Below are 14,164 nucleotides of genomic sequence, written 5' to 3'. Positions count from 1 at the left end.
CCCCAACCGCGCCGCCCGCCGCCCCAACACCTCCACCACCCGCTCCACCGCGCCCACCCCCACGGCTCCCCTCCATCTCGCAGTCCTCACCCCACCCCCGTAGGTCTCCCGCCGCCTCGCAGTCCGCACCCCACTTCGCCAGGTCGCCCCCGCCCACCAGATCTCTCACACCGCCCCCGGCGGGATCGCGGGCAGGCCCGGCGTCGCTCCCTGCTCAATCAGCCGCCAAAGCGCATCCGTGTCAACGTATTCCTCCACCATGTCGCCAAGCCGGTCCACAGTCGCAGCCCGAAGCGCGGCATAGTCAGTGTCGGCCGCCACCACAAACCCGCGCCGCCCGGCGATCCCCGCGGCCAGCGTCAAGAACCGGCGGCGGAACTCATCACACTCGAACGCGCCGTGCCAGTGTGTGCCAAAGACGTTCCCGGCCGCGGCCCCCTCCATCGCGCCATCGGGCAGTGTGATGAGTCCGGAGAGTTCGGCCTCGCGCCAGACCACCTGCCCGTGATGGATCTCGTACCCGTGCACGGGAGCTCCGAGCGCGTGCCCGATCGGCCGCGCCAGCGTCTTCGTACGCTGAAATCCCACTTCCACGGGCAGCAGGCCAAGCCCATCGACCTCGCCCCGCCCGCTCTCGACTTCGTCGTGGATGCGCCGCCCCAGCATCTGGAAACCCCCGCACAAGCCGAGCAGTGGCTTGCCCGCCGCCGCGTGCGCGAGGATAAGGTCAGCCAAGCCATTGCGCCGCAACCATTCCAAATCGTCCACTGTAGACTTGGTGCCCGGAATGACCACCACGTCCGCCTCGGCCAGTTCACCCGGCTCGACCGTGAGCCGCACCGCCACACCGGGTTCGCTGGCGAACGCCTCCGCGTCCGTCGCGTTCGAAATGTGCGGCAGCCTCACCACGGCGATGCGCAGCCATTCACTCCCGCGCGCCGGGCCGGGCCGGCCGAGCACGCGCCCATACGACACCGCGTCCTCGGCGTCCAGCCACAGGTCCACGTCGAACGGAAGCACGCCCAACGTCGGCCGCCCGGTCAGGTCTTCCAACGTGTCCAGGCCCGGCTGGAGCAGCCCCCGGTCGCCCCGAAACTTGTTGATCACGAAGCCCGAAACCAGCGCCTGATCGGCCCGATCGAGCAGTGCCACGGTCCCGTACAGCGAGGCGAACACGCCTCCCCGGTCGATGTCGCCCACGACCACCACCGGAAGCCCACCGTGCCGGGCCAGCCCCATGTTCACATAGTCGTTTTCGCGCAGATTAATCTCGGCCGGGCTGCCCGCGCCCTCGCACACCACCACGTCGTATTCGCGCCGCAGCTCATCAAACGCGCCAAACGCCGCGCCCGCCATCCGCCCCTTCAGCTCACGAAACCGACTCGCCTCGATGGTGTCCACTGCCTGCCCCAAGACCACCACCTGGCTCCGATGGTCGCTGCTCGGCTTCAGCAGTACGGGATTGAACCGCACCTCCGGCTCCAGCCCACAAGCCACGGCCTGAAGCGCCTGCGCCCGCCCGATTTCCCCACCACGCCCATGCTTATCGACCACCACGGCCGAATTGTTGGACATGTTCTGCGCCTTGAACGGGGCCACCTTCACCCCCCGCCGCCACAACCACCGGCACACCCCAGCCGTGACAACACTTTTCCCCGCATCCGACGTCGTCCCCGCTACCAAGATCCCGCCCATGCCTTCACCCTATCCATCCGCTCCACAGTCCAGACCCGACACAGCTTGCCCCACCACCTCGCCCGCACGCGGGGAGTGTCAGAGGATCTTCGTGTTCGCGTTTCACCCAATCGCCGGAAGCTGCGGAAACGCTTGGCAGGGCGCGGCGCTTACACCGGTGCGCCGATAGGCCCCCGCACCCACCCACATAGCGGTGCGGGGCGGAAGCTGGGTGGGCGCGGGGGACGAGCCCGGCGCAGCGGCCGGGGGAAGTTGAGTTGGTGCGGACCAGGGGATAGCTGAGTGGGCACCGGGGACGATTCCGGCGAAGGAACCGGGGTGGTCAGCCGGAGATGACCGGCGGGCAGGCTCACATAGTGGTGGCCGTTGCCTGCCCGGCCGGTCATCTCGGCCGGCGCGCCACGCCTGGGTGAGGCGGCGGCGGGCAAATTCGCCGCCCCACCGCTGGGGCGAGTCGGGGAGCGGACTCGAGCCCCCGGACGGGCCGCGGGAGAAGCCCGGCCGACGTGGCGCGCCAGATCATGGCGACCTGATTGGTCGTGGGCGTGATTGGTCGCTTGGTCGTGGTCGCGGGCGTGATCGGTCGTTGGTCGTGGTGGTGTGGGCCGGGTGGTTGGCGGGTCGCGGGCGGGCGGAGGTGTCCACCGATGGCCGCGCACTGTCAACAGTGTGATGAGACGCGGCCATCAGTCCCCCCGGGATCTTCGCGATGGACGGGCCAGGGGCCTGACAGGTGGCCCCTGGCCCGGTGTCCCGCCCTTTCTCGGCCTCTGGAGTGGGGCGGGACATGAGAGGTAGCCGGACCGGTGATGGTTGGTATCGCGGGGGCGCGGCGTATCCCCCGCTGGGCCGGCCACCTCGCCTTTGGCCGCCCCGGCGAACACGGCATCCGCGGGGCGAGGCTAGGCATGGCTGGAGTGGGAAAGCGACGAGGTCGCGCCCCGGTGAGCGTGTTTGGGTGGGCCTCGTGCATGGCTCGCGACTTCGGGTCAGCCCTGTGGACGTGCGGCCGAAGGCCGGGCGAGCGCCGAAGAAGCAAGGGAGCAGTGCACGAGGCCCGGCTCGACGCTCGGCTTAGTGGCGCCGGACGAGAGGACCCGGCGCGCTAGGCGGGGACGAGAATGCGGCGCTCGTCTCGGTCGCCGTCGGGCTCGTCGGACACGTCGTCGTCGGAGTCGATCGGCTCGGCGGTGAAGCCGGCCGCGTGCAGGGCGGCGGGCGGGTCCAGGTCTTCGGGGACGCTGTCCTCGCCGCCGATCCGGCGCTCGGCCTCCTCATCCTCGATCACGCTGAAGCCGAGCGCGGGTGGCGTGCGCTCGAAGGATGCGGTGCCGCGGGACAGGTCGTGGCCGATGGCGCTGGCGTCGAGCTCGTAGAGCACGCGCCGGGTGCCCTGGTCGTCGGTCCAGTCGCGGGTGTAGAGGTTGCCGACCACGATGATCGGATCGCCCGCCTTGATGCTGGGCACCACGCCCTCGGCCAGCCTGCGCCAGCACGTGACGCGCACGCGCAGGCTGTGCCCGTCGATCCAGCGATTGTTGAACTTGTCGAACCGGCGGGAGTGGGAAACGACCCGGAAGCTCGCGGCCACCTGGCCCGAGTCGGTGAGCCGGCGATATTCCGGCGCGGTCAGCGCGTTTCCGACCAGAGTCAGCTGCGTCTCGAACACGTCATCTCCGTTCTGTCTTGTCTTGCTGATTCCTCTGCGTTCCTGTGAACAGAAGCGTGCTCGAACACCCCGACTCCTCGCGACGGCGCCGCTAGCCGATCTGTGGACAACAGGCGGGTTGGGGATAACTGGCGGCCGACCAGATGTCGATCTGGTACGGGTACCGTCAAAAGGGGTTTAATCTTGTCGCCGTGGGCACCGAAATCCTTACCGTCGACGTGCTTGGTGAGCCTTATGAGCAGCGGATAATCGAACTGCCCGATGACGATGAGGGCCCGGTTTTCGCCACGCTGGTGCGCCGCCGCTCCACCCGGCCGACCCCCAAAGCGGTCCTCTACCTGCACGGATACAACGATTATTTCTTTCAGACGCACCTCGCCGATTTCTTCATCGACCGTGGTTACGATTTTTATGCCCTTGATTTGAGGAAGTACGGGCGAAGCCTCCGGCCGCACCATACGCCCAATTTTGTGCGGAGCATCGCCGAGTACTTCGAGGAGATCGACGAGGCCGCCCGGATCATCCGAGCCGAGGACGGGCACGACACGCTGCTGCTGTTCGCGCACTCCACGGGCGGTCTGATCGGCTCGCTCTGGGCGCATGCCCGCTCGAAAACGGGTGTGGTCGACGGACTCATCCTCAACAGCCCATTCTTCGACTTCAATGCCGCGTGGGTCATGCGGCGCCCGGTCGCCGCGGCGGTCGGCAGGTTTGCGGCCTGGCAGCCGTACCGCGTCGTGCCGCTCAAGTCACCCGGCCTCTACGGGCGCAGCCTGCACCAGGACTTCCACGGCGAATGGCAGTTCGACCTGGCCTGGAAGCCGGTCCAGTCGTTCCCGCTGCGGATGGGCTGGTTGCGCGCCATCCGGACCGCCCAGCGGCGCCTGCACGCCGGCCTCGACATCACCGCGCCGGTCCTGGTCGCCCACTCGACCGCCTCGTACCGCAACTTCGTCTGGAACGATGCCGCACACGAGGCCGACGCCGTGCTCGATGTGAGGCACATCTCCAGATGGGCGTCCGCCCTGGGCCGGCACGTCACGGTCGTGCGCATCGACGGCGGCAAGCACGACCTGACCCTCTCGCGGGAGCCGGCCCGCCAGAGGTTCTTCGATGAGGCCGACCGGTGGCTCCGGGCGTACGGTTGAGCCTGTATCCTATGAGGCCGAATGCGCTCGTAGCTCAGTTGGATAGAGCAGCGGACTTCTAATCCTCAGGTCGCAGGTTCGAGTCCTGCCGGGCGCACCAGCTGGCGTCGCCTGCTTGTTGCCTGCGGCAACTTCGCCAAGGGCCGCGATACCGCCGCGGGGCCGAGCCCCGCGAACCCCACGTGGGGCACGGGCCATCAGGGTTCGAATAGTCCCCGATTTGGTGCATATCTCTGGTCTGGAGCTCCGCCACGATCTGCATGGACTCACGCTCATGAGATCGTAGAAGCGCGCTGCCGACTGCCGCCAAAGCCACCATTTGTCGGGGTTCCGGATATAGCCGGGATGATCTTGGAAACACCTCCGCGGTGAAAGGGAAGACTGGTCCCACCGCTGCGAGCTCGACACCCGGCGGGTGTCCCTGGCCGACCTCCGCCACGGCCGGTCGATTCCGCGCCGCTGGTAGGGATGCCTTGTTGGGCAAAGATTCCCGGCCTGCCGCCGCGCTGGCACACGTTGCGCATCGCCCCCATCCAGCCTGACCGCACCCCCGGCGGGCGCCGGTCGATCATCGCCGTCCGAATTGGACACCGGGTATCGGACTGTGCCAATGTGCCATCGCACTGTCCATTTCGGTCGGACGTCACTACAGTGTTCCCGTTAACGCGGGGGATCCATCGGATGTCGCTGATTCAACGGCGATCGGGAGGAATCCGGATATGGCACGACGGCCCGGCTATCGCGCGCGATGGCGGTACTGGTTCGACAATACGATGTCCCGCGGCACCACCGGGCTTATCGGTTGGCTTGCCCTGGCCTCGTTCCTGCTCATCGCCGTCGTCACCGCGGCGATCGAGCTGGTCACGCTCGGCGACGGTGACAAGCGGGTGCACCCGTTGCTCCTGCTCTGGCAGACGTTCATCACCACGTTCAGTCTGTCGGCCCCGCAGGACGGCGACTGGCCGGTGCTCGTGATGTGGTTCGTCCTCGCGCTCGGCGGCATTTTCGTCGCCGGTGCCCTGATCGGTCTGCTGACCACGGGCATGCACCGGCGGCTGGAGCAATTGCGCAAGGGCCGCTCGCTGGTGATCGAGCGCAACCACACGGTCATTCTCGGTTGGTCGGACCAAATCTACACGCTCATCTCGGAATTGGTGCACGCCAACCAGAGCCGTGGCAAGACCGCCATCGCCATCCTGGCCGACCAGGACAAGATTTTCATGGAAGACCGGGTGGAGCATCGCATCCCCGACACCGGCAAGACGCGGCTCGTGTTTCGCACGGGCAGTCCGCTCGACCTGACCGACCTGGAAATGGTCAATCTCAACGAGGCCCGGTCCATCATCGTGCTCTCGCCCGACAACGTGTCCGAAGAGGACGCTGACGCGTTTGCGATCAAGGTTTTGCTGGCCATCAACAAGGGTCCGGCGTTTCGCGGCCGCCCGCATCACGTCGTGGCGTCGGTGCGCGACAGCCGCAACCGGGCCGTCGCCAATCTCGCCGGCGGTGACGCCATCGTGCTCGACGGTGACGACATCAGCGCCCGGCTCATCGTGCAGACCGCCCGGCAATCCAAACTCTCAGTGGTGTACCAGGATCTGTTCGACTTCGGTGGCGACGAAATCTACATGATGAGCGAGCCCAGCCTGGTCGGCAAGCAGTTCGGCCAGACCCTGCAGGCATACCGAAAGGCTTGCCCCATCGGCATTCTCGGCCACGACGGCAAGACCACCCTCAATCCGCCCATGGACACCGTCATCGGCCCGGCCGACCAGCTCGTGATCCTCGCCGAGGACGACTCGAAAATCACGCTGTCGCCGCGCACCTTCCCGATCGACGAAACCGCGATCCTGCATGGCGTGCGCGGGCCGGCCGCGCCCGAGAGCACCCTCATCCTCGGCTGGAACGCCCGTGCAGAAAGGATTATCGAGCAACTCGACGTGTACGTTGCCGACGGGTCCACTGTGGACATCGTGACCGACCGGCAGGACGCCGACACGGTCGCGTCCACCATGGCCCCGCGCCTGCACCACCTGTTGATCCGGTCCAAGTTCGGCGACATCCGCGACCGGGATGTGCTCGCCTCGCTCGACGTGGCCACGTTCAACAACGTCATCCTGCTGTCCGACGACCAGCTGGACCCGCTCACCGCCGACTCGCGCGTGCTGGTCACGCTGCTGCACCTGCGCGACCTGCTGGCGGCCGGCGGCAGCGCGAGCTCCATCGTGAGCGAGATGCGCGACGACCGCGACCGCGCCCTGGCCCAGCTCACCAAGGCCGACGACTTCGTGGTCAGCGAACAGCTGGTCAGCCTGCTGATGACCCAGATCTCGGAGAACAAGCATCTCAAGTCGGTCTTCGACGACCTGTTCGACCCGGAGGGCGCCGAGATCTACATCCGGCCGTCCACCTACTATCTGCGGCAGCAGCCCGGCTTCACCTTCGCCACCGCCGTCGAGGCGGCCAAGCGGCGAGGTGAGGTTGCCATCGGGTACCGCATAGCGGAGCCCGGTGACGGGCACGGTGTGGTGCTTAACCCGGACAAGGAGCTGCCCATGCCCGCCGTCGATCGCCTGATCGTGCTCTCGACCGGCTGACCGCCTCCCCGCGGCGACGTCCGGCGTCGGTTTGCCGTCATCCGATGCGCTCCCGCCGCTAGGTATAGTCCTATGCGTCGATACTGACAGTCCGTGTGTCGCCTCGGTGGGGAAAGGCGCCACCTGATGAACGAAAACGCGCGTTGGCCAATTGGCACGCTCATGCATCGGCTACCGCCACGCGCCCGCAACGAACTGCTGGCGATTCTCACGCCCGCCCGGGAATTCAAGACCGGCGAGATTCTCATCCGGCAGGGCGACGAGGGACTCTTCGTCTATCTGCTGCGCGCCAAACGCGAGGGCCGCCCGGCATGCGTCAAGGTCACGGCCCAGCTCGACAACGGTAGTGAAACTCTGCTTGCCGTGCGCATCCATGGTGATCTTGTCGGCGAGATGTCGGTGCTGCGGGGCGTTCCGCGCAATGCGACCGTCACCGCGTGCGCTGACACGCTTGCCTATGCCATTACCAAGGACACCTTCCGTGCCTATCTCACCCGCTGCCCCGAGGCCTGGGCGTATCTGTACGACGCCCTTGCCGGGCGGCTCGAGTGGTCGAATCTGCGGCGCCAGGAGTTCGGCAGCTTCCCTGTGCCGGTCCGGCTGGCCCGAGTGATGCTCGACCTCGCGAACCGGCACGGGATAGCCCATCCGGATGGCCTGGACCTCGGCGTGCGCCTGTCGCAGATGGAGCTGGGCCTGTTGATCGGTGCCCGGGAAGATGCCGTCAGCCAGGCCATGCGCCAGCTACGCGAGGCCGGCCTCGCCGCGCCGCGATACCGCTCGGTCGTGATCACGGACCGCGTGGCGCTCGCTTCCTTCGCCTCCGCCGTCTGACCAAGCGTGTCGGCGATCTGACCAAACAAGACGGTCGGTCGGTCCATCGAACGGCTCGATCTGATTTCGGTCACATGAATCCCGGATTTGTCGGAAGTCTGGTCCGCGTGCCCCGATGACACTCCTCCGGGAACACCTTCGACCGGGCGTTGGGAAACAGTTCCGATGGACACCCGGGCACTCCCGGCGAAGGGTGGGAAACATCGTCCGACGAAATGAGGTCAACATATGAGCCGGAGCAGGGGATTCAGCCGCAGGCTGCTCCTCGCGGTCGATGCCCGCGGCTATGGCGGCCGTACCGATACGGGTCAGGCCATTCTGCAAGAGAGTCTCGCGTCCGTTCTGGACGCCGCGGCGCGCTGGTCCGGGCTGGAGCGTGAATCGTGGGAGCGCCAGGCGGCAGGTGATGGAGAGCTCTGCGTGCTGCCCCCGTCCGAGCCCGAGCCGCGCGTGGTCGACGACTTCGTGCGCGAACTGGCGGCTGAGCTGGAGCGCTACAACGAATCGCGCACTCCCGCCTATCACCTGCGGCTGCGCTTGGCAATTCATCATGGCGCGGCGATGCGCGCCGAAATGGGCTACACCGGGCAGGGCGTCGTGCAAGTGAACCGCCTGGTCGACTGCGTGCCCGTCCGGTCCCTGCTCAAAGACGAGCGGGTGTGCCTGGCCGTCATCCTGTCCGACAACGTGTTCCAGGACATCGTGGTGCAGGGACACACCTCGTTGCGTTACAAGGACTTCAAGGCGACCACGGTCACCAACAAGGAATACACCAAGCGTGCTTGGCTGCGCGCCCCGGGCTGGGACGTTGGCGCTCTTCAGGTTGTTGAGGGGCCCCTGCCGCCGCCATCCGCGAGGTCGGAGCAGCCGGCCCGGCCGCAAGCGCCCATGGGGACGCAGATCCGTTCCGTGCACACCGAGTTTCACGAGAGGGTCATCGCCGAACAGATCAACATTGGCGGCATCGCGTGAGCGCGGACGTCGACAGCACGACAACCACAACGACCGAGGCAACCACGGCCACCGGCGACGTGGCCACGACCACCAAGGCACCCGCGGCCAGCGACCCAACCACGACCGCCGACGCAGCCACGACCGCCGACGCAACCAGAGCTGCCAAGGAGCGCGACGCCAGAGACGCCAAAACGGTCGTCGAAGTAAGCACGAACTTCCAAAATGCGGCCATCAACAACCTGCAAATCAACGCGGCCACCGTGGCGTCCTCGCGCACCCGCACCGTTGGAAAGCTCGATGAGCAGGACATCAATCGCGTATTGCGAAACTTCGTGACGCCGAAGTCCTTTGCGGACGCCCTCCATGCGCTGTCCACCGACCATGTGGTGGTGCTGGAAGGGCGGATCGGCGACGGCCGCCACGCCGCGGCGGTGGCGCTGCTGCAGGAGCTGACCGATGAGCGGCTCAACATGTTGTCGCCCAACATCAGCCTCGCCGATCTCGCGGACCGCGATTACGAGGCCAGTCAGGGGTTCATCGTCGTCGACCGGATCGTCGAGCGGGAGTCCTCTGACACGGACTTCGTCTGGCGGACGGTACGCGACCGGGTGCGCAGCTGCGCCGCCTACCTCGTGATCACATCGGCGTCGGGCGCCACGTCGGCCATCGAGTCCGTCAAGCACATCCGTTGGGAGCGCCCGGATCTGGACCAGTTGCTGCGGGCGCACCTGCCTGACCTCGACGAGGAGCGCCTGGGCGAACTCATCGCGCGCATCCCGAACCCGTGGCGCATGGCGGACGTCGCCCGGCTGTGCGAGCGATTCAACGAGCGCCAATCGACCGATGACGCGATCGAGGTGTTCGGGGTGGCGGCCAAGGAGCGGGTGCGGGAGTGGTTCGCCGAGGACCGCACGCTGCGCGAGATCCTCGCCGTTGCCACGCTGTCGTTCGCCAGCGGCGCCAACCACCGCGAGTTCGAGTCGCACCTCGCGCGGCTTGAGGAGCGGTACCGCACACAGATCCCCGCCGATGACGACAAGCCGGGTGTGCCGGACGTGCTGCCCGCACGCCGCAAGGCACTGCTGGGCGAGTCCAGCCTGATCGAGGAGAAACGCACCCAGGTTGGGCTCAAGTCCCGCACGGTGCTGGTGTTCCGCTCGCCGAGCCACCGGCGCTGGGTGCTCGAACGCCTGTGGCGCCACTACGACAACACGTTGTGGGACCCGGTGCGCGCGTGGATCGACGACAGCCTGCTGGATCTGGACGGATACGAGCTCGCCCATGGTCTCGCCCAGCTCGCGGAGATCGACTACGACGAGGTGAACGACTCCTACCTGTATCCGTGGTCCACCGGCGCTCGTGGCTGGCCGGGCCAGGTGGCCGCGACCTACGTGCTGTGGCTCATGTGCGAGGACGACATGTTGTCGCGACTGGCTCTGAAGACCGCGACGCGCTGGGCCACCGAGGGCTCGCCCAAGCAGCGATGGACCGCCGCCATCGCGTTCAGCGGCGAGCTCGGCCGGCTGTATCTGGCCGACGCCATCCGCCGGCTGTGGAATCTCATCACGCAGAGCCGGGAGTCGGATCCGGCCGCGCGGTACGCGCTCGCCGCATTGTTCGGCTATCTGGTCAGCACGGACGGCGACGCGAGCCTCATCCTGCGGGTGCTGTTGCGGCACGAGCGCAAGTTCGCCAAGACGGACCGGCGCGTGTACGGGCTGACGATGACGTCAATCCTCGCCGTCCTCTCGGCGTGGGACGACCAGGCGCACCAGCCGTCGGTCTTCCGGCTGCTGCGCGCCCAGCCGGAGCGGCTCGAGCTGGTGGTGTCGCTGTGGGCCTGCCCGCTGCGCAACAGCTACTACCGCAGAGACGCCATCGAGGCCCTGGTTGCGGGGATCAAGTCGTTGGAGCGGGTCAGCGAGGACCCACAGCGCGAGGTGCGGGAGCTTGGTGAGGCGTTGGCGGACGTGCTCACCGCGGAGGAGCAAGCCCTGCTGCTGCAAGGGATCCAGGCACTGCGCAACCGCTCACGGGAGCGGGCGGCGCTGCTTGAGGCACTGCTTCAGGCGCTCACCAATACGTTGCGGAAGATGACAGTGAAAGGGACACCATGACAGCGACGGTACCCCCGGCGGCCGTACACCAGGTCGAGAGCTACCCGATCGTTTTCCACCGGGCGCTCGACCCGAAGGAGCGCCGCGGACTGCTCGGCCTGCGCCGGCGCAGCCGCGACCATAGCGAGGTGCCGCGGCCTAACGGGCATCAGGTGTTGGTCTATCGCATCAACGGGCGTGACGTCGCCGACAACGGCGCGCTCAAGCTCGATGACGAGCAGGTGCTCGAGGCCACCTACGTGAGCCTGGTTGACGTCCGGCGCGACGCTCCCGTGACCGTACGGCTGATGCTTCCGTCCAAAGACGACAGCGAATTCGCGCTCCAGGTCGCGTTCGCCTGCACGGTGGCCGACCCGGTGACAATCGTGCGCGACGGCGTCGTGCGCGCCGAGCCGATCCTCGCGGGACATCTGCGCAGCTACGCCAAGATTTTCGAGCTGGGCCTCGACTACGAGCTGGCACAGCTCAACGAACTGCGGCGGCTGACGACGGCACAGGTACGGGCATTCCTCACGGTCAAACCGATCACCGTGCCGGGCATGAAAGTGAACCTGGCGGGCGTCGAGGTGCTCACACCCGAGGAACTGCGGTCGCTCGGCAACAGCTTGCGCAGCAATGCCTTCGACGGCCGGATCGAAAGCGAGCGGATGCGGCGCGAGCAGGAGCGCGAGCGGACGCGCGTGGCGTTCGAGCAGGATCTGGCGCGGTTGGCCCGCGAACATGAGCAGCAGATGGAGGCGCAGCGGCGCCGGTTCGCGCAGGCCATGCGCCGGGACAACGACCTCCCGGCACCGGACGCGAAGGAGGCGCTCTATCTCGCGCTGGAAAACGGAGCGCTGACCCCGACCGAGTACCAGGAACGCCTCACCGAGCTGGAGGAGCGCGAGTTCAACCGGTGGCAGCCCGCGCGGCAGGACGACCAGGCCTGGGCCCGCGAGCGGGAGCGGATGGAGCTGCAGGCCCAGCTCAGGCGTCTGGAGCTGGAGGATCAGTGGCGCCAGCAGGAGCTGGCGTGGGAGCGCGACGACCGGCTGCGGGCCGAGCAGCACATGCGCGAGGACCGCATCCATGAGCTCGACATGAAGCTCGATGTGCTGCGCGAGTTCGCCAAGCGCGGGCATCTCGACCTGGTGAACGTCAACGTCGACAAGCTCGTCTCGGACCTCGTGCCCACCGCGGCGGAGCTCGGCGGCGACGCCAGGCCCGAGCTCACGGTCGACGGCGATACCGCGGCCCTGCCGGCCGGGGACAACGACGCCGACGAGTCCGATCGGGACGCGGAAGTGAGGGACGAGGATGTCGACTAGCACCCTCGGCAACGCGCGCACCGTTGAGCTGCCGCAGATCTCGTACCGGCCGGCCCGCCCGGCCAAGGGCGTGGGCCGATGGTTCCGTCGTGTCGCCGGAATCAAGGAGGATTTGCTTGATTGGGTACCGGAGGAGCGCGCACGCTATGCGCGCCTGGGCGCGATCGTCGTCAATACGGGCCTCGTGGCGGCGGTGTCGCTGCAGACCGCACTGGGCAAGGTGGTGGAGACCCACTGGGCGCTGCTGATTCCGGCCGCGCTGGCGTGGGGGTTCGTCATCATGACGTTCGACGGCTGGCTCATCGCGAGCACGCACGGCGTGAACGGTACCAAGGCGAGAATCTTCATTCCGCGGTTGGCGGTCTCGGTCCTCATGGGGGCGGTCATCGCGGAACCCTTGCTGCTCTTCGTTTTTCAGCCAGCCGTGCACAAGGAGGTGCAGGAGCACCGGCAGCAGGAAATGATCGCGCACGAAAGCCTGCTGCGCCAGTGCAACCCGGAGTCGGGCGAGCAGGTGTCCGGCGCGCATTGCGACGGGCATCGGCTCAATTCCGGCGCGACCCCGGCCGCCATCCAGGCACAGCTGGAGGCGGCCATCAAGCAGCGCGACAGCGACCAGGCCGAGGTAAACCGGATCAACAGCGAGCTCGCCAAGAAGCAGGAGCTGGCCCGCCTGGAGTGCAACGGGACGTCGGGCGCCGGTCTCACGGGCCGGCCCGGCGTGGGCCCGAACTGCCGGCGCAACCGCGAGGAGGCGGACCAGTACCACCGGGACAGCAGAATCGATCAGCGGCAGGCCGACCTGGTCGCGCTCAACCAGCGGATCACCGAACTCACCGCGCAGACCAAGAACGCGGCGCAGACCTACGCCACCGCGGTGGCCGCGGAGATCAAGCGCAGGGTGGCTGAGAAACAGGCCGTGCACGGCAAAGTCGGCCTGCTGGAGGAGATGGCCGCGCTGGAGCGGCTCGCCCGGGACAGCACCTTTGTCCTCATTGGACACTGGCTGGTCCGGTTCCTGCTGATCGCGATCGACTGCCTGCCCGTGCTCACGAAAATCATGAGCGGCACGACCACCTACGACCTGTTGCTCAACCGGCAGCTCGAGGCCAGCCGGAGGCTGCACGACCGCGACGTCGGCGTCGCCGAGCAGGCCGACCTCGCCAACGACGAGCTGCGGTCCCAGCGCACCGCGCGGGAGCTGCGGGTCAAGCTCGAACAGCTCAACGACGCCGACCGCGAGCGGCGCATCCACGATGCGTCCACCATCGACCGGCAGATCGACGCGCTGGCGGAGCGGCTCCTGCACGACCCGATGTCCGTACCGACGCAAAGGAATTCGACGACGTGACGGCCGACTCGCCTTGGAAGGTTCTCACCCTCGTAAACGAGTGGATCCGGCATGCCGAGGCCAAGGCGGCCGCCGTGCTTGCCGGGGCCGGCGTCGCGGGTGCGCTTGTTTATCAGCTGGTACGGGATGAGGCCGCACGATCGGTGCCGTTCACCGTGATCGCGGTCCTCGCGAGCGCGCTGGTCGTCTGTTCCGGCCTGGCGGCGTCCGTGGCGCTGTGGCCGCGATTGGCCCAGCCCGGCCGCCCGGCGAGCCTGATCTACTTCCAGCACATCGCCCACGGTCACCACACGGCCGAGGACTATTCGGGCGCACTGGAGAGCGAACTCGCCTCGGACGGGCTTTTCGCCGAGGTGGCCGAGCAGATCTTCAGCAACGCCCGGGTGGCGCGGGAGAAGTTCCGCTGGACCAGGCTGGCGCTGATGAGTTTGCTCCCGGCGATCGTCCTGATCGGGCTGATGGCACTGCTTTCGGTGCCCGTGTAGCGAGCGG

General features: G+C 67.4%; 10 protein-coding genes and 1 tRNA gene. 9 read left to right on the top strand and 2 right to left on the bottom strand.

What is annotated here, in order from left to right:
• Positions 1 to 165: 165 nt before the first annotated feature.
• Positions 166 to 1,695, bottom strand: coding sequence for a cobyric acid synthase (locus DM816_RS21355; protein ID WP_117212106.1), 1,530 nt, complete (start codon positions 1,693 to 1,695; stop codon positions 166 to 168).
• Positions 1,696 to 2,800: 1,105 nt separating this feature from the next.
• The gene (locus DM816_RS21350) at positions 2,801 to 3,364 is read right to left on the bottom strand and encodes a single-stranded DNA-binding protein (RefSeq protein ID WP_117212105.1); all 564 of its coding nucleotides are present in this window, start codon (positions 3,362 to 3,364) and stop codon (positions 2,801 to 2,803) included.
• 191 nt (positions 3,365 to 3,555) lie between these two features.
• Here DM816_RS21350 and DM816_RS21345 point away from each other — a divergent pair, with 191 nt between their 5' ends.
• The 9 genes from DM816_RS21345 to DM816_RS21305 all read left to right on the top strand — a co-directional run bounded on the left by DM816_RS21345 (position 3,556) and on the right by DM816_RS21305 (position 14,157).
• Positions 3,556 to 4,512, top strand: coding sequence for an alpha/beta hydrolase (locus DM816_RS21345; RefSeq protein ID WP_246002094.1), 957 nt, complete (start codon positions 3,556 to 3,558; stop codon positions 4,510 to 4,512).
• A gap of 23 nt (positions 4,513 to 4,535) precedes the next feature.
• A tRNA-Arg gene (locus DM816_RS21340) sits at positions 4,536 to 4,612 on the top strand.
• A gap of 619 nt (positions 4,613 to 5,231) precedes the next feature.
• The gene (locus DM816_RS21335) at positions 5,232 to 7,109 is read left to right on the top strand and encodes a CASTOR/POLLUX-related putative ion channel (RefSeq protein ID WP_117212104.1); all 1,878 of its coding nucleotides are present in this window, start codon (positions 5,232 to 5,234) and stop codon (positions 7,107 to 7,109) included.
• 126 nt (positions 7,110 to 7,235) lie between these two features.
• On the top strand, positions 7,236 to 7,943 hold the full coding sequence (locus tag DM816_RS21330) for a Crp/Fnr family transcriptional regulator (RefSeq protein ID WP_117212103.1): 708 nt from the start codon (positions 7,236 to 7,238) through the stop codon (positions 7,941 to 7,943).
• Between the two features lie 228 nt (positions 7,944 to 8,171).
• Positions 8,172 to 8,915 carry a hypothetical protein gene (locus DM816_RS21325; RefSeq protein WP_117212102.1) on the top strand — a complete coding sequence of 248 codons (744 nt, stop codon included), beginning with the start codon at positions 8,172 to 8,174 and terminating at the stop codon, positions 8,913 to 8,915.
• Positions 8,912 to 11,014 carry a hypothetical protein gene (locus DM816_RS21320; RefSeq protein ID WP_117212101.1) on the top strand — a complete coding sequence of 701 codons (2,103 nt, stop codon included), beginning with the start codon at positions 8,912 to 8,914 and terminating at the stop codon, positions 11,012 to 11,014. The genes DM816_RS21325 and DM816_RS21320 overlap by 4 nt, the downstream gene beginning before the upstream one ends.
• Entirely contained in the window at positions 11,011 to 12,321 is a 1,311-nt protein-coding gene (locus DM816_RS21315) for a hypothetical protein (RefSeq protein WP_117212100.1), read from the top strand. Before DM816_RS21320 ends, DM816_RS21315 begins: the two co-directional genes overlap by 4 nt.
• Positions 12,311 to 13,672 carry a DUF4407 domain-containing protein gene (locus tag DM816_RS21310; RefSeq protein ID WP_117212099.1) on the top strand — a complete coding sequence of 454 codons (1,362 nt, stop codon included), beginning with the start codon at positions 12,311 to 12,313 and terminating at the stop codon, positions 13,670 to 13,672. The genes DM816_RS21315 and DM816_RS21310 overlap by 11 nt, the downstream gene beginning before the upstream one ends.
• The gene (locus tag DM816_RS21305; RefSeq protein ID WP_117212098.1) at positions 13,669 to 14,157 is read left to right on the top strand and encodes a Pycsar system effector family protein; all 489 of its coding nucleotides are present in this window, start codon (positions 13,669 to 13,671) and stop codon (positions 14,155 to 14,157) included. Before DM816_RS21310 ends, DM816_RS21305 begins: the two co-directional genes overlap by 4 nt.
• Positions 14,158 to 14,164: the final 7 nt, after the last annotated feature.

This window comes from Allorhizocola rhizosphaerae, from assembly GCF_003426775.1.
Classification (GTDB): domain Bacteria; phylum Actinomycetota; class Actinomycetes; order Mycobacteriales; family Micromonosporaceae; genus Allorhizocola; species Allorhizocola rhizosphaerae.
This window is presented reverse-complemented; position numbering and strand designations above follow the sequence as displayed.

Excerpts from the sequence above, each read along its gene's own strand:
- DM816_RS21355 (WP_117212106.1), bottom strand. The coding sequence starts at position 1,695 with ATGGGCGGGATCTTGGTAGCGGGGACGACGTCGGATGCGGGGAAAAGT.
- DM816_RS21335 (WP_117212104.1), top strand. The coding sequence starts at position 5,232 with ATGGCACGACGGCCCGGCTATCGCGCGCGATGGCGGTACTGGTTCGAC.
- DM816_RS21330 (WP_117212103.1), top strand. The coding sequence starts at position 7,236 with ATGAACGAAAACGCGCGTTGGCCAATTGGCACGCTCATGCATCGGCTA.
- DM816_RS21325 (WP_117212102.1), top strand. The coding sequence starts at position 8,172 with ATGAGCCGGAGCAGGGGATTCAGCCGCAGGCTGCTCCTCGCGGTCGAT.
- DM816_RS21315 (WP_117212100.1), top strand. The coding sequence starts at position 11,011 with ATGACAGCGACGGTACCCCCGGCGGCCGTACACCAGGTCGAGAGCTAC.
- DM816_RS21310 (WP_117212099.1), top strand. The coding sequence starts at position 12,311 with ATGTCGACTAGCACCCTCGGCAACGCGCGCACCGTTGAGCTGCCGCAG.